20 protein-coding genes are annotated in these 23,585 nt (G+C 62.8%); 7 read left to right on the top strand and 13 right to left on the bottom strand.

The features are described 5' to 3' along the window. The first annotated feature begins 97 nt into the window (after positions 1-97). The 7 genes from ACQY7X_RS13745 to ACQY7X_RS13715 all read left to right on the top strand — a co-directional run bounded on the left by ACQY7X_RS13745 (position 98) and on the right by ACQY7X_RS13715 (position 10,626). A complete protein-coding gene (locus ACQY7X_RS13745) occupies positions 98-550 on the top strand; it encodes a MerR family transcriptional regulator (protein WP_428245984.1) in 453 nt (150 codons plus the stop codon). Positions 551-615: 65 nt separating this feature from the next. Then, positions 616-1,752 carry a thiolase family protein gene (locus ACQY7X_RS13740; RefSeq protein ID WP_428245983.1) on the top strand — a complete coding sequence of 379 codons (1,137 nt, stop codon included), beginning with the start codon at positions 616-618 and terminating at the stop codon, positions 1,750-1,752. 16 nt (positions 1,753-1,768) lie between these two features. Next, positions 1,769-4,087: a 3-hydroxyacyl-CoA dehydrogenase/enoyl-CoA hydratase family protein gene (locus tag ACQY7X_RS13735; RefSeq protein WP_428245982.1), complete on the top strand. Its 2,319-nt coding sequence runs from the start codon at positions 1,769-1,771 to the stop codon at positions 4,085-4,087. Between the two features lie 26 nt (positions 4,088-4,113). Next, positions 4,114-5,907 (top strand): acyl-CoA dehydrogenase C-terminal domain-containing protein, encoded by a 1,794-nt coding sequence (locus ACQY7X_RS13730; protein ID WP_428245981.1) that lies wholly within the window; start codon positions 4,114-4,116, stop codon positions 5,905-5,907. Positions 5,908-5,952: 45 nt separating this feature from the next. After that, entirely contained in the window at positions 5,953-7,101 is a 1,149-nt protein-coding gene (locus ACQY7X_RS13725) for an acyl-CoA dehydrogenase family protein (RefSeq protein ID WP_428245980.1), read from the top strand. A gap of 181 nt (positions 7,102-7,282) precedes the next feature. Then, complete coding sequence (locus ACQY7X_RS13720; RefSeq protein WP_428245979.1) at positions 7,283-8,491, top strand: acetyl-CoA C-acetyltransferase; 1,209 nt, start codon at positions 7,283-7,285, stop codon at positions 8,489-8,491. An 11-nt stretch (positions 8,492-8,502) separates the two neighbouring features. Further along, complete coding sequence (locus ACQY7X_RS13715; RefSeq protein ID WP_428245978.1) at positions 8,503-10,626, top strand: 3-hydroxyacyl-CoA dehydrogenase NAD-binding domain-containing protein; 2,124 nt, start codon at positions 8,503-8,505, stop codon at positions 10,624-10,626. A 106-nt stretch (positions 10,627-10,732) separates the two neighbouring features. On the opposite strand, the gene ACQY7X_RS13710 is transcribed toward ACQY7X_RS13715, so the two are convergent. The 13 genes from ACQY7X_RS13710 to ACQY7X_RS13650 all read right to left on the bottom strand — a co-directional run bounded on the left by ACQY7X_RS13710 (position 10,733) and on the right by ACQY7X_RS13650 (position 23,569). Then, positions 10,733-12,073: a sensor histidine kinase gene (locus ACQY7X_RS13710; protein ID WP_428245977.1), complete on the bottom strand. Its 1,341-nt coding sequence runs from the start codon at positions 12,071-12,073 to the stop codon at positions 10,733-10,735. Beyond that, positions 12,073-12,753, bottom strand: coding sequence for a winged helix-turn-helix domain-containing protein (locus tag ACQY7X_RS13705; RefSeq protein WP_428245976.1), 681 nt, complete (start codon positions 12,751-12,753; stop codon positions 12,073-12,075). The genes ACQY7X_RS13710 and ACQY7X_RS13705 overlap by 1 nt, the downstream gene beginning before the upstream one ends. Before the next feature lie 58 nt (positions 12,754-12,811). Then, positions 12,812-14,275: a DegQ family serine endoprotease gene (locus ACQY7X_RS13700; RefSeq protein ID WP_428245975.1), complete on the bottom strand. Its 1,464-nt coding sequence runs from the start codon at positions 14,273-14,275 to the stop codon at positions 12,812-12,814. A 149-nt stretch (positions 14,276-14,424) separates the two neighbouring features. Further along, positions 14,425-15,879, bottom strand: a complete 1,455-nt coding sequence (locus ACQY7X_RS13695) for a TRAP transporter large permease (protein WP_428245974.1) — start codon at positions 15,877-15,879, stop codon at positions 14,425-14,427. Beyond that, the gene (locus ACQY7X_RS13690) at positions 15,876-16,478 is read right to left on the bottom strand and encodes a TRAP transporter small permease subunit (RefSeq protein WP_428245973.1); all 603 of its coding nucleotides are present in this window, start codon (positions 16,476-16,478) and stop codon (positions 15,876-15,878) included. The genes ACQY7X_RS13695 and ACQY7X_RS13690 overlap by 4 nt, the downstream gene beginning before the upstream one ends. Positions 16,479-16,592: 114 nt before the next feature. Next, positions 16,593-17,750 (bottom strand): TRAP transporter substrate-binding protein, encoded by a 1,158-nt coding sequence (locus ACQY7X_RS13685; RefSeq protein ID WP_428245972.1) that lies wholly within the window; start codon positions 17,748-17,750, stop codon positions 16,593-16,595. A 218-nt stretch (positions 17,751-17,968) separates the two neighbouring features. Further along, positions 17,969-18,910 carry an AEC family transporter gene (locus ACQY7X_RS13680; protein WP_428245971.1) on the bottom strand — a complete coding sequence of 314 codons (942 nt, stop codon included), beginning with the start codon at positions 18,908-18,910 and terminating at the stop codon, positions 17,969-17,971. A gap of 17 nt (positions 18,911-18,927) precedes the next feature. After that, a complete protein-coding gene (locus tag ACQY7X_RS13675; protein ID WP_428245970.1) occupies positions 18,928-20,289 on the bottom strand; it encodes an acyl-CoA thioesterase in 1,362 nt (453 codons plus the stop codon). Between the two features lie 49 nt (positions 20,290-20,338). Then, positions 20,339-20,974 (bottom strand): TetR/AcrR family transcriptional regulator, encoded by a 636-nt coding sequence (locus ACQY7X_RS13670; RefSeq protein WP_428245969.1) that lies wholly within the window; start codon positions 20,972-20,974, stop codon positions 20,339-20,341. Continuing rightward, entirely contained in the window at positions 20,964-21,833 is an 870-nt protein-coding gene (locus tag ACQY7X_RS13665; protein WP_428245968.1) for a crotonase/enoyl-CoA hydratase family protein, read from the bottom strand. Before ACQY7X_RS13665 ends, ACQY7X_RS13670 begins: the two co-directional genes overlap by 11 nt. A gap of 62 nt (positions 21,834-21,895) precedes the next feature. After that, positions 21,896-22,369, bottom strand: coding sequence for a GNAT family N-acetyltransferase (locus ACQY7X_RS13660; RefSeq protein ID WP_428245967.1), 474 nt, complete (start codon positions 22,367-22,369; stop codon positions 21,896-21,898). A 105-nt stretch (positions 22,370-22,474) separates the two neighbouring features. Continuing rightward, positions 22,475-23,269: a PhzF family phenazine biosynthesis protein gene (locus ACQY7X_RS13655; RefSeq protein WP_428245965.1), complete on the bottom strand. Its 795-nt coding sequence runs from the start codon at positions 23,267-23,269 to the stop codon at positions 22,475-22,477. Positions 23,270-23,302: 33 nt separating this feature from the next. After that, positions 23,303-23,569 carry a DUF1127 domain-containing protein gene (locus ACQY7X_RS13650; protein ID WP_428245963.1) on the bottom strand — a complete coding sequence of 89 codons (267 nt, stop codon included), beginning with the start codon at positions 23,567-23,569 and terminating at the stop codon, positions 23,303-23,305. Positions 23,570-23,585 lie beyond the last annotated feature (16 nt).

Genomic DNA, 23,585 nt, shown 5'->3' with positions numbered 1-23,585 from the left:
GAATCCAGTTGACGTTTACGTTAACGTAAACTAAGAGTCGCCCTCAGTAAGACGCAAGGCCGGCAGCGACCGGCCGGAAGGCAGTGGGAGGCGTTCCGTGACCGAGAAGACCTTCACCATCACCGACCTCGCGCAGGAATTCAAAGTCACTGCCCGCGCGATCCGCTTCTATGAAGACAAGGGCCTGCTGCATCCCTCGCGCCAGGGCATGAACCGGGTCTACACCAAGCGCGACCGCGCCCGCCTGATCCTGATCCTGCGCGGCAAGCGGCTTGGCTTCAGCCTCGCGGAGATCCGCGAGATGATCAATCTGTACGATCTCGGCGATGGCCAGGGCGAGCAGCTCCGTGTCACGCTGAAGCGCTCGGCCGACCGCCTCAAGGTACTGGAAACCCAGCGCCGCGATGTCGAGGCCGCCATCGACGAACTGCGTCGCTCGGTTGCCATACTTGAGGAATATCTTGGCCTCAAGGACCGCGGCGGCAAAGTGCCGAGCATCGATGATTTCGTGAAGACCCGCAGCGACGCGATGCTGAACGTCGCCGAGTAGCCGTCAGCTAAACCAAACCGTCTCGACCTCTATCTATCTCGTATTCTTCTAGGGAGAAAACCGCCATGCGCAATGTCGTCATCGCCGCCTATGCCCGTTCGCCTTTCACGCTGGCCCGCAAGGGTGCGCTGACCAAGGTGCGGCCCGATGACCTGACGGCGCAGGTGGTGAAGGCACTGGTGGAACGCAGCGGCGTCGACCCGAAGGCGATTGAAGATGTGATCGTCGGCTGCGCCTTCCCGGAAGGTGAGCAGGGCCTCAACGTCGCCCGCCTGATTTCCTTCCTGGCCGGCATCCCGCAGGAAGCCGCCGGCACCACCGTCAACCGCTTCTGCGGTTCCTCGATGCAGTCGATCCATCAGGCTGCCGGTGCGATCCAGATGAATGCCGGCGAGGCCTTCATCTGCGCCGGCGTGGAAAGCATGACCCGCGTGCCAATGGGCGGCTTCAACACCCTGCCGAACCCGAAGCTGCTGCAGGATTATCCGCAGGCCTATGTCTCCATGGGCATCACCGCCGAGAACCTGGCGAAGAAGTATTCCATCGACCGCGCCGCGCAGGAACTGATGGCCGTCGAAAGCCACCGCAAGGCCGCCGCCGCGCAGCAGGCCGGCAAGCTGAAGGATGAGATCGTCGCCATCATCGACGGCAACAATCGCGTCGAACTCGACGGCTGCATCCGCCCGGATACCTCCGTCGAAGGCCTCGCCGGCCTCAACCCGGCCTTCGACCAGGCCGGCACCGTCACCGCCGGCACCTCCTCGCCGCTCACCGATGGCGCTTCCGCCACCCTGGTCTGCTCGGAAGACTTCGCCAAGGCCCATGGCCTGAAGCCGCTGGCCCGCATCAAGTCGGTGGCCGTGGCCGGCTGCGCGCCGGAACTGATGGGCATCGGCCCGGTGCCGGCGACCGAGAAGGCGCTGAAGCGCGCCGGCCTGTCGCTCAAGGATATCGACATCATCGAGTTGAACGAAGCCTTCGCCGCCCAGGCGCTGGCTTGCGTGAAGCAGGCCGATTACGACATGAGCAAGGTCAACCTCGATGGCGGCGCCATTGCGCTGGGCCATCCGATGGGTGCCACCGGCGCCCGAATCACCGGCAAGGCGGCCTCGCTGCTGAAGCGTGAAGGCAAGCAGTTCGCGCTGGCCACCCAGTGCATCGGTGGCGGCCAGGGCATCGCCACCGTGCTGGAAGCCGTGTAAGCGGAGCGTGACGGATATGACCGAGATCAAGAAAGTTGCCGTCATCGGCTCCGGCGTCATGGGCTCCGGCATTGCCGCCCATGTCGCCAATGCCGGCATCCCGGTGCTGCTGCTGGATATCGTGCCGAAGGGTGCGAACAACCGGAACGCGCTCGCCGAGGGCGCCATCCAGAAGATGCTCAAGACCAAGCCGGCGCCGTTCATGCATCCGCGTGTCGCCAAGCTGGTGACGCCCGGCAATATCGAGGATGACCTCGCCAAGCTCGCCGATGTCGACTGGATTTGCGAAGCCATCATCGAGAATGTCGAGCTGAAGCGCGACCTCTATGCCAAGCTGGAGCAGAACCGCAAGAAGGGTTCGATCGTCACGTCGAACACCTCGACGATCCCGCTTGACCTGCTGACCCAAGGCCTGCCGGACAGCTTCGCCGCCGATTTCGCGGTGACTCACTTCTTCAATCCGCCGCGCTACATGCGCCTGTTCGAACTGGTGAAGGGCCCCAAGACCCGCGCCGATGCCATTGCGGCTTTGCGCAAGTTCGGCGACGAGAAACTCGGCAAGGAAGTGGTCGACTGCAAGGACCGCCCGGGCTTCATCGCCAACCGCATCGGCATCTACTGGTCCACGGTCGCCACCGCGCTGGCCTATGACATGGACCTCACCGTCGAGGAAGCCGACAGCATCATCGGCAAGCCGACCGGCATCCCCAAGACCGGCATCTTTGGTCTTGCCGATCTGACCGGCATCGACCTTGGCCCCTATGTGGTCGGCTCGATGCTGAAGACCCTGCCGGCCAGCGATCCACTGCCGCAGTTCTACAAGGCCGATCATCCGCTGAACGCCTTGATGCAGAAGATGATCAAGGACGGCTATACCGGCCGCAAGGGCAAGGGCGGCTTCTACCGCAACAAGGGCAAGGAAGCGCTGGACCTCAAGACCGGCGAATACCGCCCGAAGCTGCGCGCCAACCTGGATTCCGTGAAGGCGGCCCGCAAGGGCCTGCGCGCGCTGGTCGAATTCGACGACAAGGGCGGCAAATATGCCTGGGGCGTGCTGAGCCGCGTGCTCTCCTATGCCGCCGACCTGGTGCCGGAGATCGTTGACGACATCGCCGCCGTGGATGTGGCGATGAAGACCGGCTATGCCTGGAAATATGGCCCCTACGAGCAGATCGACCAGCTTGGCACCGCCTGGTTCGCCGAGAAGCTGAAGGCTGCCGGCATGCCGGTGCCGAAGATGGTGCAGGTGGCCAATGGCCGCCCCTTCTACAAGGAAGAGAACGGCAAGGCTTATCGCCTCACCCCCTCTGGCGAGTATGCCGAGATCGTGGTGGCGGAAGGCGCCTGGATGCTGGCCGATATCAAGCGCGGCAAGCAGCCGATCCTGTCCAACAAGGGCGCCAGCCTGTGGGATGTGGGCGACGGCGTTGCCTGCCTTGAACTGCACACCAAGATGAATGCGGTGGATGCCGATATCATCGCCATGGTGAAGGAAGCGGCCAAGATCGACAAGAAGGGCTTCAAGGCCCTGATCATCGGCGGCGACTACGACAACTTCTCCGTCGGCGCCAATGTCGGTATCGCGCTGTTCCAGGCCAATATCGCCATGTGGCCGGCCATCGAGCAGGGCATCGCCGAGGGCCAGGACGCCTATATGAAGCTGAAATACGCGCCCTTCCCCGTGGTTGCTGCCGTGGCCGGCATGGCCCTGGGCGGCGGCTGCGAACTGGCGCTGCATTCCGATGCGATCCAGGCCCATGCCGAAAGCTATATGGGCCTGGTGGAAGTCGGCGTCGGCGTCATCCCCGGCTGGGGCGGCTGCAAGGAATTGATCACCCGCGCGATCACCAACAAGCGTCGCCCCGGCGGCCCGATGCCGGCCCTGGCCCAGGTGTTCGAAGCGATCTCGACCGCCAAGGTGGCGACTTCCGCCATGGAAGCGCGCGACATGCTGATCCTGCGCGATGGCGACGGCATCACCATGAACCGCCGCCGCCTGCTGGCCGATGCCAAGGCCAAGGCGCTGAAGCTGGTGGAAAACTACGCGGCCCCGAAGCCGGTGGAAATCAACCTGCCCGGCCCGTCCGCCAAGGCGGCGATGAGTCTGGCTGTGGAAGGTTTCGCGCAGCAGGGCAAGGCCACCAAGCATGACGTGGTGGTTTCCTCGGCATTGGCCAATGTGGTGTCGGGCGGCAACACCGACATCACTGAGGTGGTGACCGAGAAGAAGCTGCTCGAGCTTGAGCGCGAGAATTTCATGTCGCTGATCAAGACCAACGCCACCCTGGACCGCATCGAACACATGCTGACCAAGGGCCGGCCGCTGCGCAATTAATCGGACGCAACTGAGGAGGATTCGACATGCCGACCTATACCGCTCCGGTCAAGGACTTCCAGTTCGTGCTGCATGATGTGCTGAACCTGGAAAGCTACACCTCGATGCCCGGCTTCGAGGAAGCCAGCCGCGACACCATCGACGCCATCCTCGAAGAGGGCGGCAAGTTCATGAGCGAAGTGCTGCAGCCGCTGAACCAGGTGGGCGACCGCGAGGGCTGCCGGCTGGAAAACGGCGTAGTCTACACGCCGACCGGCTTCAAGGAAGCCTACGAAAAGTATTGCGAAGCCGGCTGGGGCGGCCTCACCGGCGATCCGGAATATGGCGGCCAGGGCCTGCCGCATGTCGTCGGCTTCGCCATGGCGGAGATGCAGTCGGCAGCCAACATGGCCTTTGCCATGTATCCCGGTCTGACCCACGGCGCCTATGAGGCGCTGCACCGCTACGGCACCGACGAGCAGAAGCGCACCTATCTGCCAAAGATGCTGTCGGGCGAATGGACCGGCACCATGAACCTGACCGAGCCGCATTGCGGCACCGATCTGGGCCTGATGCGCACCAAGGCAGAGCCTCAAACAGACGGCAGCTACCTGATCTCCGGCACCAAGATTTTCATCTCGGCCGGCGAACACAATATGTCGGAAAACATCATCCATCTGGTGTTGGCCAAGATTCCGGGCGGCCCGGAGGGCATCAAGGGTGTCAGCCTGTTCGTGGTGCCAAAATTTCTGGTCAACGGCGATGGTTCGCTCGGCCAGCGCAACGGCGTGGCGGTCGGCTCCATCGAGCACAAGATGGGCATCCACGGCAATTCCACCTGCGTGCTGAACTACGATGGCGCCAAGGGTTGGCTGGTCGGCCAGATGCACAAAGGCATGCAGGCCATGTTCGTGATGATGAATGCCGCCCGCCTCGGCGTCGGCATTCAGGGTCTGGCCCAGGCGGAAGTCGCCTACCAGAACGCCGTCACCTATGCCAAGGACCGCCTCCAGGGCCGCTCAATCACCGGCACCAAGGCACCGGAGAAGCCGGCCGATCCGCTGATCGTGCATCCCGATATCCGGCGCATGCTGATGAGCATCAAGGCCTTCACCGAGGGCGCCCGTGCGCTGGCCTTGTGGACCGGCCTTGAGATCGATGTGGCGGGCAAGCATCCCGATCCCGAGCAGCGCCAGTCATCCGACGATCTGGTGGCTTTCCTCACGCCGATGATCAAAGCCTACCTCACCGAATACGGCTATCAGTCGGCCACCATGGCGCAGCAGGTTTATGGCGGCCATGGCTATATCGCCGAATGGGGCATGGAGCAGTTCGTGCGCGATGCCCGCATCGCCATGATCTATGAAGGCGCCAACGGCATCCAGGCGCTCGACCTCGTCGGTCGCAAGCTGCCGACTGGTATCGGCCGCCTCGCCCGCCGCTTCTTCCACCAGGTGGATGGCTTCATCCAGGCCAACATGGCCGACCCGAAGATCGGCAAGGATTATGTGATGCCGCTGGCCAAGGCCTTCGCGCGGCTGCAAACCGCCACTGGCTTTGTCAGCGAAAAGGGCATGAAGAATCCCGACGAGGCCGGTGCGGCTTCCTGGGATTACCTCTGCATGTTCGGCCTGGTCGCTATCGGCCTGATGTGGTGCCGCATGGCCAAGGTGGCCCATGCCAAGCTGGCGGCCAATGACGACGACAAGACCTTCCTGGAGAACAAGCTCGCTACCGGCAAGTTCTTCATGGACCGCATGCTGCCCGATACCGCGTCACAGCTCGCCAAGATTCAGGCGGGCGCCGGCTCGACAATGCATCTGGAGGCGGCTAATTTCTAACAGTCGTTAGGCGGCCTGAGTCTAGGGAATAGGGAAAACAAAAAAATGACCGAGTTTGCCATTCCGCGCAGCATTTTCTCGGACGAGCATAATCAGTTCCGCGATGCCGCCCGCCGCTTCTTCGAGCGTGAAGTCGCGCCGCATCATGCCCAGTGGGAAAAGGACGGCATCGTGCCGCGCGAAGCCTGGCTGAAGGCTGGTGCTGCCGGCTTTCTCTGCGCCACCATGCCCGAGGAATACGGCGGCTCCGGCGCCGACCGGCTCTATTCCACCATCCTGATGGAAGAACAGGGCTATATCGGCGCCTCTGGCCCCGGCTTCTCGCTGCATTCCGATATCGTGGCGCCGTATATCCTGAATTACGGCACGGAAGAGCAGAAGCAGAAGTGGCTGCCCAAGATGGCCAGCGGGGAAGTGATCGGCGCCATCGCCATGACCGAGCCGGGCACCGGCTCCGACCTCCAGGGCGTGAAGACCACCGCGATCCGCGATGGCAATGAATTCGTCATCAACGGCCAGAAGACCTTCATCACCAACGGCCAGAATGCCGATCTGGTGATCGTGGTGACCAAGACCAATCCGAAGGAAGGCGCCAAGGGCATGTCGCTGTTCCTGGTGGAAGCCGGTCGCGAGGGCTTCACCAAGGGCCGCAACCTGGAAAAGCTGGGCATGCACGCCCAGGATACGTCAGAACTGTTCTTCAGCGACGTGCGCGTGCCGCCGGAAAACATGCTGGGCGGCGAAGGCCAGGGCTTCTTCATGCTGATGCAGGAGTTGGCCTGGGAGCGCCTGCAGATCGCCATCATGTCGGTGGCCGGCTGCGAAGCGGCGCTGAAATGGACCGTGGAATACACCCGCAACCGCAAGGCCTTCGGCAAATCCATCGGCGATTTCCAGAATACCCGCTTCCAGCTCGCCGAGATCAAGACCGAGACCCAGGTGGCCCGCGTCTTCGTCGACAAGTGCATCGAACTGGTGGCGCAGAACAAGCTGGATGTCGCCACCGCCGCGATGGCGAAATACTGGTGCAGCGACCTGCAGAACAAGGTGATTGACCGCTGCCTGCAGCTTCATGGCGGCTACGGCTTCATGTGGGAATACCCCATCGCCCGCGCCTATGCCGATGCCCGCGTGCAGCGCATTTACGGCGGCACCAACGAGATCATGAAGGAACTGATCAGCCGCACCCTGTGAAACCGGGCCCCGGGTAAGTCCGGGGAAGGCTGGCCTGTTTCAATCTGGTGAAAATTTCGGCTGACGCAGCGTAAACCCGCGTCAGCTGTGCTTTTTCCACCCGTGCCGGCAGATTGCGCCTTGCCGCCAAACGATCGTTCGGTTTTAATTTCAACAGACCGATTTACTGGGAGAGAAACAGATGACCGAAGCCTTCATCTACGATGCCGTGCGCACGCCGCGCGGCAAGGGCCGTGCCAGCGGTGCGCTGCACGAAGTGACTCCGATGCGGCTGGCCACCACAGTGTTGCAGGCCGTGCGCGACCGCAATGAACTCGATACCAGCCTGGTCGATGACGTGGTGCTGGGCTGCGTCATGCCGGTGGGCGAACAGGGCGCCGATATCGCCCGCGTTGCCGTGATCCAGTCCGGCTATGCCGAAACCACGGCTGGCGTGCAGATCAACCGTTTCTGCGCCTCTGGCCTGGAAGCCTGCAACATGGCGGCGGCACAGGTGATGAGCGGCCAGAGCCAGATGGCGATTGGCGGCGGCGTGGAAAGCATGAGCCGCGTGCCGATGGGTTCCGATGGCGGCGCCTGGGCGACCGATCCGGCGGTGGCGATCCCGACCTATTTCGTGCCGCAGGGCATTTCCGCTGACCTCATCGCCACCAAGTACGGTATGAGCCGCGCTGACGTCGATGGCTATGCCGTCGAAAGCCAGAAGCGCGCCAAGCGCGCCTGGGATGAAGGCCGCTTCAAGAAATCCATCGTGGCGGTGACCGATATCAACGGCCTGCCGATCCTGGCGCATGACGAACATATGCGCCCCGACACGACGATGCAGACCCTGGCGCAGCTTGATCCCGCCTTCACAATGCCGGGCGAGCAGTTCGGCTTCAACGCGGTGGCCTTGCAGCGCTACCCGGAAGTGGAGCGCATCGAGCATGTGCACCATGCCGGCAATTCGTCGGGCATCGTGGATGGCGCCTCCGCCGTGTTGATCGGCAATGCCGAGGCCGGCAAGAAAACCGGCATGAAGCCGCGCGCCCGCATCCGCAGCTTTGCTTCCATCGGCTCGGAGCCGACCATCATGCTCACCGGGCCGTCCTTTGCCGCCGAAAAGGCGCTGAAGCTGGCCGGCATGAAACCCGGCGATATCGATATCTACGAACTGAATGAAGCCTTCGCCTCGGTGGTGCTGCGCTTCATGCAGGCGCTGAACATCCCGCATGACAAGATCAACGTGAATGGCGGCGCCATCGCGCTGGGCCATCCGCTGGGTGCCACCGGCGGCATGATCCTGGGCACCGTGGTGGACGAGCTGGAACGTTCCGGCAAGAGCACCGCGCTGGTGACGCTCTGCGTCGGCGCCGGCATGGGCACCGCCACCATCATCGAACGCGTCTGAGGATTGATACCATGATCGATTACATCGTTGATGGCGACGGCGTCGCCACCATCACCTGGAACATGACCGACCGCTCGATGAACGTGCTCAACGAGCAGTCCATCGCCGAATTCAAGGACGCGGTACACAAGGCCATCGCCGACAAGGCGGTGAAAGGCGTGATCGTCGCCTCGGCCAAGCCGGATTTCGTTGCCGGCGCCGACCTGATCAACCTGTTCAAGAATGTCGATGCGCAGTCGATGTTCGATTTCTCGATGAACCTGCAGACCCTGTTCCGCAGCATCGAGAAGGCCGGCAAGCCCTTCGTCGCCGCCATCCCCGGCACGGCTTTGGGCGGCGGCCTGGAAATCTGCCTCGCCTGCCATCGCCGCATCGCCGCCGATAATCCGAAGGCGCTGATCGGCCTGCCTGAAGTCACCATCGGCCTGCTGCCCGGCGCCGGCGGCACCCAGCGCCTGCCGCGCCTGATCGGCGTGCGCAACGCGCTGCCGATGCTGCTGGAAGGCCGCAAGGTCGATCCCAAGACCGCGCTCGGCATGGGCATCCTGGACGAAGTGGTACCGGCTGCCGACCTGCTCAAGCGCGCCAAGGAATGGCTGCTCAGCGATGGCCCGGCCAATTGCGTGAAGCCCTGGGACCAGAAGGGCTACCGCATGAAGGATGGCGGCACCACCCCGGCAGGCGCCCAGACCTTCACCGCCGGCAATGCCATGCTGCGGGCCAAGACCATGGGCAACTACCCGGCGGCGCAGCACATCATGTCCTGCGTGTTCGAGGGCAGCATTGTCGATATCGACACCGCTTTGCGCATCGAAACCCGCTACTTCATCGCCTGCGCCCGTTCGGATGCCGCGCGCAACATGATCCGCAGCCTGTTCGTCTCGGTGGGTGAAGCCAACAAGCTCGCCAACCGGCCGAAGGGCGTGCCGACCCAGGCCTATACCAAGGTCGGCATCCTCGGCGCCGGCATGATGGGGGCGGGCATTGCCTTCGCGGCCTCGTCCGCTGGCTTGCAAGTGGTGCTGCTGGACAGCACCCAGGAAGCCGCCGACAAGGGCAAAGCCTACAGCGCCGGCCTGCTGGAGAAGCGCGTTGCCGCCAAGAAGCTGAAGCCGGAGGCGCGCGATGCGCAACTGGGGCTGATCACACCGACCACCGATTACGCCCTGCTCAAGGGCTGCGAACTGGTGGTGGAAGCCGTGTTCGAGGATCGCTCGATCAAGGCCGATGTGACCAAAAAGGCTGAGGCACAGCTCAGCGCCGATGCCATCTTTGCCTCCAACACCTCCACCCTGCCGATCACCGGCCTGGCCGAAGCCTCGGCACGCCCGGCGAATTTCATCGGCCTGCATTTCTTCTCGCCGGTCGATAAGATGCCGCTGGTGGAGATCATCCGCGGCAAGCAGACCTCGGACGAAACCCTGGCCCGCGCCATGGATTTCGTGAAGAAGATCCGCAAGACACCGATCGTGGTGAACGACAGCCGTGGCTTCTACACCAGCCGCGTCTTCGCCACCTATGTCACCGAAGGCCTCACCATGCTGGCCGAGGGCGTCAATCCGGCGCTGATCGAGAATGCCGGCAAGATGGCCGGCATGCCGGTCGGCCCGCTGGCGCTGGCCGACGAAGTCTCGATGGAACTGATGCACCGCGTGCGGCAGCAGACCAAGAAGGATCTCGGCGACGCCTACAAGTCGGACGGTTCCGAGCCGGTACTACAGACGATGGTCGAGAAGCTCGGCCGCATCGGCAAGAAGGCCGGCAAGGGCTTCTACGATTATCCGACCGATGGCAAGAAGCGGCTCTGGGCTGGCATCGGCGATGCCTTCCCGGTGAAGGCCGAACAGCCGGACGTGCAAGACGTGATCAAGCGGCTGGTCTATATCCAGTCGGTCGAAACCGCGCGCTGCCTGGAGGAAAAGGTGGTAATCGACGTGCGCGATGCCGATGTCGGCTCGATCATGGGCTGGGGCTTCCCGCCCTTCCGTGGCGGCACGGTGAGCAACATCGACACCGTCGGCCTCAAGCCCTTCGTGGCGGAATGCGACAAGCTGGCGCAGAAATTCGGCACCCGCTTCACGCCGCCGAAGCTGCTGCGCGACATGGCCGACCAGGGCAAGCGTTTCTACGCCTGATCCGGCAACCACAACACAATACGTCACCCCCGGGCTCGACCCGGGGGTCTTTTTTTGCTCACCAAAATGAGATGCCCGGGTCAAGCCCGGGCATGACGATTAAAGACTAGAGAAATCTCAGCACGGCGCGCAGGCCCGGCGCATTGTCCTCAAGGCTCAAAGCCCCACCATGCAGCCGTGCAATGGCTTCCACCAGGCTCAAGCCCAAGCCGAAACCGGCGGCACTGCGCGCCGCATCACCGCGATAGAAACGCTGCGTCGCCCGGCTGCGCTCCGCTTCGCTCATGCCTGGGCCGCTATCGGCCACGTTGATGGCATCCGCCGTGGCCCGCACCATGATACGCCCACCCGCAGGCGTGTATTTGATCGCATTGTCCAAAAGGTTTCCAATGGCCTGGGCCAGCAATTGCCGATCGCCCGTGATGCTCAGACCCGCTGGCGCTTCAACTTCCAGATCGATGCCCTTGGCCTCGGCAATGGGGGTATAGAGTTCAACGGCCTCCTCCACCAGTAAGGCCGGATCAAGCGGCTGGAAACCAGCGCGGCGCAAGCCGGAATCAAGTTCGGCCAACCGCAGCAACGCGTTGAACACGCCGATCAGCCGATCAATATCGGCAATCGCCGCCGCGATCTCCTCGCCTCCCTGGCCGCCCTGGCGCAGCAGACTTTCCAGCCGCGCACGAGTCTCGGCCAGCGGCGTACGCAGGTCATGGGCGATGGCATTGGAGACATTGCGCACACCTTCCACAAGCTGCTGGATCTGATCCAGCATGTGGTTGATGGTGGCGACCAGTTGATCGAATTCATCATCACTGTCGCGCTGCTCCAGCCGCTGCGCCAGATCGCCCTGGCGGATCGCCGAAGCCGTGCGGTTGATGCCTTCCACACGATGCAGCACGGCGCGACGGATCAGCCAGCCGCCGGCAAGCGCCAGCGCCAGCATGGCAAGGCCGGACCAGGCCAGGCTGCGCAGCACCAGATTGCGGATTTGCACCCTGTCCTGCACATCTCGCCCGACCAGAAGCTGGAAACTACCCGGCAGCACAACATGCAGCATGCGCGTGGCATGCAGCTTGTCGCGATGCACCAGTTCGATCTCATACCAGCCGGGCGCGGCGCCGATCTTCAGCGGCCAGGCATCGACATTGCCGGCCAGCGGACGCAGACGCGGATCAGTGAGCAGGTAGATTGCGCGCCGGTCGGCATTGGGCCCGGCATCGGCGGCAACGCGTTCCTGCAACATCTGTATCGCACCAGGAAGGCCGAAATCACGCAGCCGGTCGCCGATGGCGCGGGTATCAGCGGCGATTACCGCATCGGTTTCGCGGTCCAGATAACCTGCGGTATTCCACCACAACAGGCCGGCGAGCAAACCGGCGCCGATGGTGAACAACACGGCGAACAGCAGCGCGACACGCAGCGATGTGGAGCGCCAGTATTTCAGCATCAGGCTTCCGGCCCCAGCCGGTAGCCGGCACCACGCACGGTATGCAACAGCGGTTGCGCGAAGCCGGCATCGATCTTCTGGCGCAGGTTGGAAATATGCACATCGATCACGTTGGTCTGCGGATCGAAGTGATAATCCCACACATTCTCCAGCAGCATGGTGCGCGTCACCACCTGCCCGGCATGACGCATCAGATATTCCAGCAGCTTGTATTCGCGCGGCTTCAAGGCAATGGGCTGGCCCGCCCTGGCCGCCTTGCGGCTGAGCAGATTGAGGCTCAGGTCAGCCACCTGCAACTGGGTGTCGGCAGCGCCCGGCTGGGCGCGGCGGGTCAGCGCCAGTAGCCGGGCTTCCAGTTCGCCATAGGCAAAAGGCTTGGTGAGATAGTCGTCGCCACCGGCCTTGAGGCCACGGATGCGTTCATCGACATCGGCCAGCGCCGAGAGAATCAGGATCGGCGTGGCATTGCCGGTGCGGCGCAATGCCTCGATGATGCCCAGGCCATCAATGCCGCCAGGCAGCATGCGGTCGAGGATGATGGCGTCGTATTTCTCGGTGGTGGCAAGAAACAATCCATCGCGGCCATTATCGGCATGGTCCGCCACATGGCCGGATTCAGCCAGGCCCTTGCGCACGAACTGCGCCACCTGGGGATTGTCTTCGACGAGCAGGAATTTCATGGGCTCAGGATAAAACACCGGGGCGGCTTGGCAACCGCCCCGGCGCAGGGTTCGGGGTTCAGGTGAGCTGGAGCGCCAAGTAATAGGTGGTGCCGGCCCGGTTCACCAGCAGAGGCACCGCTTCCTTCTTCTCATGCTGCGCCGCCTTGATCGCGGCCACGGCCTGGGAAGGCGTCGCCACCGGCTTGCCGGCGATACCGACGATCAGGTCGCCCGGCCGCACGCCGCTATCCTCGGCCTTGCTGCTCGGTGTCACCTCGGACACCACGACGCCCTTGGCGGCATTATCGAGGCCCAGCCGGCCACGCATTTCCGGGTTCAGCGGTGCCAGGCTGAGGCCCACCTTGGCCTCGCCGCCATCGGCATCGCTGGCCGCTGCCGTCTGGTCCGCCGGCTGGCTGCCGATGGTGACGGCCAGCACCTTCTCGCGGCCCTCGCGCCAGTAGGTCAGCTTGGCATTGTCGCCTGCCTTCAGCCCCGCCACCTGGGTGGCAAGATCGCGGGCATCCTGCACCGCGCGGCCATTCACGGCGGTGACGATATCGCCCTGCTGCAAACCAGCCTTGGCGGCGGGGCCATCGGCCAACACATCATTCACCAGCACGCCATGGGTATTCGGGCGGCCAAGCGCTTTGGCCAGCGTTTCGGTCAGCGGCTGCATGCTGACGCCAAGCCAGCCGCGCTCCACCTTGCCGCCGGCTTGCAACTGGGCAACGATCTGCTGTGCCATGTTGGCCGGCACGCCGAAGCCGATGCCGACAGAACCGCCGCTCGGCGAATAAATGGCCGTGGAAATACCAATGACATTACCCGCCGCATCGAAGATCGGGCCGCCGGAATTGCCCGGATTGATCGGCGCGTCGATTTGCAGGAAGCTGTCATAGGGGCTGTTGTTGAGGTCGCGGCCGCGCGCCGAAAGGATACCGGCCGTGACCGAGCCGCCGAGCCCGAACGGATTGCCAACCGCGATCACCCAATCGCCGACCCGGGCCGTATCGGAATTGCCGAAAGCGACATAGGGCAGCGGCTTGGCGGCATCGATCTTCAACAAGGCCACATCGGTCTTGGGGTCGCGGCCCTTCACGGTGGCGGGATGCTCGCTGCCGTCTTCCAGGGTCACCACGATCTTGCTGGCACCTTCCACCACATGGTTGTTGGTGACGATGTAGCCAGCCGGATCGATGATGAAGCCGGAACCCAGCGCATGCTGCGGCCCGCGCGGGCGCTGCTGCTGTTCCATGAACTGGCGGAAGAAATCCTCCATCGAGGCCGGCGGCTCGGGGGCGCGGCGCGGCCTGGCTTCCGCCTTCTCCGTGGTGGCGATATTCACCACCGCCGGCTTCACCTTCTCCACCAGATCGGCAAAGCCGGGCCGGGCGGCCTGCACCTGCACCGGCGCCGGAACGGCCGGCAGATTCAGCGGCCCGCCATTCGATTGCGCGCGGGCGACGAGATAGCCGCCGGTGCCGGACAGCACGGTGCTGGCGAGCAGGATGGCGGCAAGGGTGCGTTTCAGCGACATGGGTCAGCTCCTGTTGTTGCCGAGGGGTGTTCGGTCCCTTGCAACATAAGAAGCGCCGGCTCCATGGCACCTGAACGCCAGATTAAATCGGCTTAATGTTCCCCGGAAAACAAAGAACCCCGGGATTCTCTCCCGGGGTTCCATTGCCTCTAATCTTCTTCCGGCAAGGCGACTTCGCCGCCCTCCTCTTCCGGTGTGTCTGGCACCGCCAGATCGCCGCTATTTTCAACGCCTACAGGCAAGCCATCCACCGGGATGACATTTTCCGAACCGGAGCCGCCTCCCCCGCCATAAAGCTGCTCGGGCAGCCAGAGTGCGATTTCCGGGAAGAAATACAGCAGCGCCATGGCCACCAGCACGATGGCGACGAAGGGGTAGATGCCGGCGAAAATCTCATCAATGGAGACATTCTTCGGCGCTACGCCCTTGCAGTAGAAGGCCGCCATCGCCACCGGTGGCGTGAGGAACGAGGTTTGCAGATTCAACGCCACCAGGATGCCGAAGAACAGCGGATCGACGCCATAATGCTGCAACAACGGCAGGAAGATCGGCACGAAGATGACAATGATCTCGGTCCATTCCAGCGGCCAGCCGAGCAGGAAGATCAGGAACTGCGCCAGCAACATGAACTGCGTGCTGGAAAGATCGAGATAATCGATCAGGTCCTTCACCACTTCATGACCATTCAGGTAGGCGAACACCGCCGAGAAGGTAGCCGAACCGACAAACAGCCAGCAGACCATCGCCGCCGAACGGGCGGTGAGGAATACCGACTCCTTAAGCTTATCGATACTGAAGCTGCGATAGGCGATGGCCAGCACGATGGCACCGGCGGCACCCACCGCCGCCGCTTCCGTCGGCGTGGCAAGGCCGGCAAGAATGGCACCCAGCACCGAGATGATCAGCGCCGCCAGCGGCACGAAGGAGGTGAACAAAGCCCACATCACCTGGGTGAATGGCACGTCCAGGATTTCCTTCGGCGGCTTCGGTGCCAGTTGCGGATTGAGGACAGCGCGGCCGACCACATAAAGCATGTAAAGGCCGGCCAGCATCAGGCCCGGGAAGAAAGCACCGGCATACAGCTTCACCACCGAGACGCCAGCCGTGGCACCATAGAGGATCAGCAGCACGCTTGGCGGAATCAGGATGCCGAGACAGCCACCGGCGCAGACCACGCCGGTTGCCAGCTTCTTGTCGTAGCCGGCACGCAGCATGGAAGGCAAAGCCAGCAGGCTCATCAGCGTCACCACGGCGCCAACGATACCAGTGGCAGTGGCAAACAGCGCGCAGGTGAGCAGGGTGGCAACGGCAAGCGAACCGGGTATGTGTTTCGCCGCCAACTCGATACTCAGGAATAATCGATCGAGGATATTGGCACGCTCGACGATGTAGCCCATGAACAGGAACAATGGCACCGAGATCAACACGTCATTGGCCATGACGGAGAAGGTGCGCTGCACGAAAAGCTGGAAAATATGGTCACCCATGGCGTAGTAGCCGAATCCGACCCCCATGGCCATGAGGGTGAAAGCAATGGGAAACCCGAAGGCGATGGCGAAAAGGAACGCCACCAGCATCATGATACCAACCTGCGGATCGGTCATCGGCTGGCCTCCTGGCTCTCGGTGCCATACTGCTTCTGCAACACCTGTTCGAGTTCCTCCACGTCGCCAAGACGTGGCGGCCAGACATTATTGCGGACGCAGTAGAGGCAGCGCAGCACTTCCGCTACGCCTTGCAACAGGAACAGCACGCCGGTGATCGGAATGATGGTCTTGAAATGATAGATCGGCGGCCCGTTGGGGCTGAACAGGCTGCGCTCCTTCATCGCCCAGGAATGCGCGGCGTAATCCCATCCGGAATAGATCAGCGTGATGATGCCGGGGAAGAAGAACAGGAAGTAGAGCGCCAAGTCGAACCGCGCCTGAGTCGCCGGCTGCCAGCTGCGATAGAGCCAGTCGCCGCGCACATGGCCATTGCGCGCCAGTGTATAGGCGCCAGCCATCATGAACAGCGTGCCATAGAGGATATAAGCGGCGTCGAAAGCCCAGTCGGTCGGCGCCTTCAGCACATAGCGCGCGAAAACTTCGTAACAGGTGGCGGCGGTGAGCAGCAGAATACACCAGCCGAAAACCTTCCCCACCCAGGTATTGAGGCTGTCGATCCAGTAGACCAGACGGCCATCGAAACTCTCCCTATTCATCGTTACTCCCCGCTTATTATTTTACGCTTTTTATACATAACCGGGCCCCAGTAGCAGAACGGGAACCGCCGGCTGTGCCGACGGCTCCCGCCCTGAACCGGAATACTGGTTAAATCAGCCCTTCTTCGGTGCGAAGGTGTGATTATAGGCCATCTGCTTGCTCGGGGTGTTGAGCAGCTCATAGCGCACCGTACGGCGCACCCAGTCGAGCTGCGACTTCACCACCTTGTCGAAGAACGGCTCTGCGCGCTGCGCCTTCAGCACCACATCCCAGGCCTTGAGCTGGGCATCCTGCACCGCACGCGGCGTGGTGTAGACCTTGACCTTGTCCTTGGTCTGCAATTCCTGCAGATCGCGGGAGTAGCGGTCCAGCGCCTTCCACGACATATCCGACGAAGCGGCTTCGGCGGCATACTTGATCACCGCCTTCTGCTCGGCCGAGAGCGCATCGAACTTGGTCTTGTTGAAGATGATCTCGAAGCATTCCGCCGACTGGTGCCAGCTCTGCAGCATGAACACCTTCGACACATCGGGGAAGCCCAGCACGCGGTCGGAGGATGGGTTGTTGAACTCAGCGGCATCCAGCAGGCCACGGTCCATGGCCGGCACGATTTCGCCACCGGCAACGATGGTGACGGCAGCGCCCATTTCCTTGAACACGTCCGCCGAGAGGCCGACGGTGCGGTATTTCAGGTTCTTGAAGTCTTCCGCCGTCTTCACTTCCTTCTTGAACCAGCCGAGCGGCTGGCACGGCATCGGCGCCGACATGAAACCGACAATGTTCAGCTTCAGGATGTCGTGCAGCAGTTCGTTGTAGAACTTGTAGCCGCCACCATAGGCCATCCAGGCCAGCACGCCGTTGGCATCCCAGCCGAAGGGCGGCACGGTGCCGAACAGCGAGAAGGCCTTGTGCTTGCCGTACCAGTAGGCGCTGACGCCATGGCCGGCATCCAGCACGCCGCTATGCACCGCATCCTGCATCTGGAAGGCCGGCACCACGGAGCCGGCGGCGAGCAGTTCGAGCTTCAGGCGGCCGCCCGACATCTCGTTGACGCGGGTGGCATAGTCACCGGCCATTTCGTGGAAAATATCCTTCGACGGCCAGGTCGACTGGAATTTCAGGGTCACGGTCTGGGCGCGGCTGACATTCGGCATTGCCACCGTGGCAACGGCCGCGCCGGCGGCAATGCCCGCACCGCTGAGAAAGCGGCGGCGGCTGCTCTTGGTCGTATCGGCAACAGATTTGGCTGCCGGCTTTTGCTGCTCGGTCATTGGGTTTCCTCCGTTGTATCGGCCGCGGTTCGCGACCGGGTTCTTATTGTTGTTGACTCAATACTTACGAATGAGTGCAGGAATGATTACGGAGGCCGCCCTGGGCTGGCAAGGATAAATATCCAAATGATCAATAATTCTCACGGCTTCGTGCGAAGCCGGTGGATATCAAACCGTTTCGCAGATGCGAGATGGTTTGGCCGTGAGGCTTTGCCCAATCAATAGGCTGTAAACAGCACCATGAAGGCGGATACCGTAACGGTGGCGATCACCGTGGTGACCAGAATCGTCGTCGAAGCGCGCTCGACATAAGTGTTCTGGGTTGTTGCCAGGATATAGACATTGGCCGCCGTGGGCATGGAGGCCTGGATTACGGCGACCGCCGTAAGAAAAGGATCAAGCTTCAGTACCAGACTGGCCAGCATCCAAACCACCAGCGGGTGGATTGCCAGCTTGCCAATGGTGGTCAGCGTCACCTCCTCCAGGCCGTCGCTCAAGGGACGGCCGACCAGGGTAAGGCCGAGTGAGAACAAGGCACAGGGCGCCGACGCAGCGGCCAGCAGATTGCCGAAAGCGTCCACCGGGGCCGGCAATGACCAGCCCGTGAAGCCCCAGGCCAGACCGGCAAAAGTGGCAATAATCAGCGGGTTGCGCGCCATTCCAAACAGCACGCGCTTGAAGATGGCGAGCAGCGAGGCGTGACGACCACCGGTGCCTTCGATGATCGCGGTAGTGAGCGGGATCAGCACCACATGGTCGAACACGATCACCAGCACTGCCGGCAGTACGGCGGCATCACCAAACAGGGCGATCATGATCGGCAGGCCCATATAGCCGACATTGCCGAAAGCCGCACCCATGCCCTGTACGCCGCGTTCACCCCAGCTCAGGCGCGGGAACAGCAGCCGGCTGAGCACGACAACCAGGCCATAGGTGATCAGGCCACCGCCGGTATAGACGGCAACGAAACGCGGATCGAAGGCCTCGATCACCGGTGCCGACGACATTTTCATGAACAGCATCACCGGCAGGGCGAACCAGATCACGAAGGCATTCAGCCCTACATGGGCATTGGCGGTGATGAGGCGGAAATGGCCGGCGCCATAGCCGGTGAAAATCAGGCCGAAGAAGGGTAGCGAAACGGTCAGCAAGGTTTCCATGACGCGCCCCCTCTCTTTCAGCCGGCGACTGGTTTCAGCATACGCTTGGCGAAACCGGCACGCGCTTCCGGCGGCAGCGGCACCGACTTGCGAGCCTTGAGATCGAACAGCACCGCCATCACATCGGCGGTGGCAATGGTCTCGCCGCTATTGCTATCCAGCAGCACATGGCAGAAGCGCCAGGTCTTGTCGCGCAGTTCCAGCACCCCCGTGCGGCAATTGAAGGCATCGCCGACCCGCATCGGGCGCTTTATATCGATGGTGTAATCCAGTGCGGCCGAACCGAGCCCGGCATCGCGCATGGAGGCCGCGTTATACTCCGAGCCGGAAAGCAGGTTCATTGCCGCCGAGGAGAAGCGCGCCATCAGGAAACGCTCGGCCATGCGGCCATCCTCATCACATTCCCATTGATCGACACCGCCGCGGGCGGTTTCATACATGCCCGGCTGCAACGTGGTCGGCGCCACTGATGCGCCATTCGGCGGCGCCAGCGGCGGTCCGGCAAAAGTCGCGACGAACGCCGCCGCCTTGGCCAGGGCAGCAGCAGGAATCGCCGCGCCGGCGCCGCTATCGCGCTGCTCCAGGGTGATAGTAGCCTCGACGCTGGCAGCCAGGATGCCGGTCTCGGCATCATGAATCTCATGATAGAATTGCAACTCATCGGCACTGGCGACACGGATGCCGCTGCGCGCGGTGGTGATCGCGGCGGCATGCAATTCGCGCTTGAATGCCAGCCGATAGCGCTGCGCCCGGACGCGCAGGCCGAGCGCCTTCAACGCCTTTGGGCCGAGGCCGAGGGCGTTCAATACCTGGCGGTCGGCTTCCGCTGCGCGGCCAAGATAGAATTGCACATTGAGATGCCCCATGCGGTCGCATTCCCAGGCATTCACCGGGCTGCGATGGCTGGCGATCCAGCCAGGCTCCGATGCCGGCAAAGCCTGCTGCACTAGCGGCTCATCGCCCTTGATCAGCAGGCCGGAGAAGCCCTGGCGCAGATCCTCGGGCCACGGCACAGACTTGCGTGCCTCAAGATCGAAGCAGAGGCCAAGCACATCGGCGGTGAAGGCGATCTCGCCGGTTTCGGCATCGAACAGGCGATGGTGCAGCACCATCTTGCGCCCTTCGATCAGCTTCACGGCGCTTTCCACCCGCAGCAGCGTGCCGGCGCGCAGTTCCTTCAGGTAATCCAGAGTCTGGTTCACCGCCACCATGCCCAGGCGGCGCTGTTCCAGCCCCTTGCGGCCTAGCCCGCCGGCCAGCAGCATGCTGGCCACCGCATCACTCAGGCGGCCGACATAGAATTGCACATTGAGATGGCCGTATTGGTCACATTCCCAGGCTGCGACCGAGCCGCGATAGGTTTCGCGAAAGGCTGACACGGAGGACTCTTCTATTTCGAGAGGCGGAATATCCCGCCATGTTCGCGGTTTATCGCCGTCCGCGCAAGCGCTCGACCATATGCCCGACCTGGCGGGTCAGCACTGCCTCGCCCTCGTCGCCAAGCATCCTGAGACGCCCGGTGGCCTGCAGCAGCAGGGTGCCGCAGATGCTGGTAGCCAACTCCACGGTTTCGGCACGCACACGCTCCGGCTCGGTCACACCGAGTCCGCCGATGGCATCGCCCAGCAGCGAGAAACATTGGATCAGGCGGCCATTCAGCATCCGGTCAAGCTGCGGCGTGAGACCGATGGGCTTCAATCCTTGCGCAAGATAGAGGCCGAGATGCAGGTCCTCCGGCCGCCGCTGGTAGAAATGATAGAAACCGAGTGCACCAGCCAGCAGCCGCGCCTCGGGCAATGCGGCCGGATCCACTGCCTCGCGCATGCTTTTCAGCAGGTCGGCGAGAGATGCCTGCAGCATCTCGGCATAGATCGCCTCCTTCGAGGCGAATTGCAGATACACCGTGCCAGGCGCAATGCCGGCGGCATCGGCAATGGCGCGGATGGTGGCACCCTCAAGTCCTTGCGCGGCAAAAACGCCGCGCGCGGCATCAAGGATGGCTTCGCGCTTGAAGCTCCGCAATGCCGCGCGGCGGCCCTGTTTCTGTTCGGCGCTAGCGGGCATTCTTCCACGACAACGGATCGCCGCCATCGCGTTCCTTCACCGCCGCCTTGAAGCCAACCTGTTCGCAGCGCGCCTTGAAGGCAACGCCTTCCGGCGTGTGTCGCGTGATGCCATCGAACACGGTAGCGAGCGTCTGCGTCGAGTTGAGGCCCATATTGTCCAGCGCCTGGTTCACCATGAGTTTCTGCATCATCAGCTGGTTCTTCGGCACGCTGGCGATGCGTTCGAGCAGATTCTCGACATAATCATCAAGCTGCGGCTCCGGCACTGTCTCGATCACCAGCCCGTATTCCTTGGCGGTGCGGCCATCGATCAGGTCGCCGGTGAACAGCATGCGCTTGGCCCGTTCGGCGCCCAAGCGATACACCCACATCGCCGTGGTCGGGCAGCCCCAGATGCGCGCCGGCGGATAACCGATGCGGGCATCCTCGGCCATCACCACCAGATCGGAGCAGAGCGCGATATCGCTGCCGCCCGCCACCGCGAAGCCGCGCACCTTGGTCACCACCGGTTTCAGCGAGCGCCAGAGGCTGAAATAGCAATCGGTGCAGTGGCGCATCCACTGGTAATCCACCATCGGGTCCCAGGGCATGTCCTGGCTGCCCTTCACCGGCTTCGGCGTCTCGGCATAGGCCTTGAGGTCATAGCCGGCGCAGAAGGCGCGGCCGGCGCCGGTCAGGGCGATGACATGCACCTCGTCATCCCAGTTGGCGCGCTCGACGGCGGCTTTCAGCGCATCGGGCAGTTCATCGTTGATGGCGTTGAGGTGTTCCGGCCGGTTCAGGGTGATGCGGGCGATGCGGCCATCGCGCTCATACAACACCACGGGCTCACCGCCGGCTGGCTTTGCACTGCTCATTATTCCCTCCCATGCTTTTCCATGGGAGACATTTTACCATCGTTCATAAAAATGAACAACGTTCATAATTTTAACTCGCGATACCGGGTATCCGGCATAGGATTGTGGTAATAGGCCGGGATGTCGGTGAAGCCGAGGCGGTCATAGAGCCGGTTGGCCTCCACCATGCGCTGGAGCGTATCGAGACGCAGGGCCTGATAGCCCAGAATCCGCGCCTCCTCGATCACGGCTTCGGCCAACTGGAGGCCAAGCTTGAGCCCGCGTGCCTCCGGCCCGACATAGAGCCGCTTCATCTCGGCGATACCGTCGCCCAGATCGCGCAGGCCGACGACGCCAAGCGCCTTGCCATCCACCAACCCCAGCAGCAGGGCGCCACGCTTGGCACCAGTGTATTTGCCCGGCAATTCAGCCAGTTCGGCGGCGAAATCCTGAAAACCAAGGCTGAAATCCAGCGAGTCGGCATAAGCCTGGAACAGGCGGCGGACCTCGGCGAGATCGGCATCGCCATGAGCGGGACGGATAACAACATTGGGCATCGGCAGCCTCTGCGAATAAGTGCGGGCGGGATGCGCAACAGGGACAGCGCATCCCGCCCTACAACCGCGTCCTTCGGGGGGACATCGACGCGGCCGATTCGCATTCTAAAGGCTGATGCTGCCCTCCAGGAACAGCACCGCCTTGCCCGCCATGAACACGCGCTCGCCGGCGGCCCGGCAATACAGCGTGCCGCCACGGGCAGAAGCCTGGTAGGCAGTGATCTCGGCCTTGCCGAGACGCTCGGCCCAATAGGGCACGATGGAACAATGCGCCGAGCCGGTAACCGGGTCTTCCGGCACGCCGACGCGCGGCGCGAAGAACCGCGAGACGCAATCGACGCCCGGCTTTTCGCCCGGCGCGGTGGCGATGATGCCGTACTTTTCGAGCTGCGCCAGGCCAGCCATGTCCGGCTTGAGGGCGCGCACTTCATCCGCCGTAGCGTAGACCGCCATATAGGCGGCGGATTCGAGTACCGCGACCGGCTGGCCGCCGAGCGCCTTGAGCAGACTTGGCGGCGCCGTGACGGTCTTGCCGATACGGGCCGGGAAATCCATGGTGATGCGGCCCGACTCGCCAGACAGGGTTACATGCAGGTCGCCGCTGCGGGTGGAGAAAGTCGCCGTGTTCAGATCCGGCCGCAGCTTGTGGAAGATCAGCCAGGCGGTGGCCAGCGTGGCATGACCACAGAGATCGACTTCCGCCGCCGGGGTGAACCAGCGCAGGCCATAGCGTGCCGGTGCTTCAGGGACGAAGAAGGCCGTTTCGGCGAGATTGTTCTCTGCCGCGATGGCCTGCATCGTGGCATCCGGCAGCCAGACCTCAAGAGGCACAATGGCTGCCGGATTGCCGCCGAACACGGCATCGGCGAAGGCATCGACCTGATAGATCGGCAAATTCATCGCACCGACTCCGCCGTTACCGCCGTTCAGAACTTATCGAAGCCAAAAAGGCTTGCCGGCTTCCGCAGCGATATCCGCGCGGGTCAGACCGACATCCTTCAGCAGTTCATCGGACACGGCGTGCAACGCCGCCCGTTCCTCGGCCCGCCGCTGGTACTCCAGCAACGAAACCACCATGGCGCCCGCCCCAGCGGCGATCGCGATTCCCGCCTTATCCATGGCCCGACCAAGCGACCCGAACAGCCGCTCCGCCGGACCTAGATAGACACCCCGTCCAATTGTATCGATACATTCAGCCATGACACCGTTCTTTCTC

This window comes from Ferrovibrio sp., assembly GCF_965278975.1.
In the GTDB taxonomy this organism is placed as follows: Bacteria; Pseudomonadota; Alphaproteobacteria; order Ferrovibrionales; family Ferrovibrionaceae; genus Ferrovibrio.
This window is presented reverse-complemented; position numbering and strand designations above follow the sequence as displayed.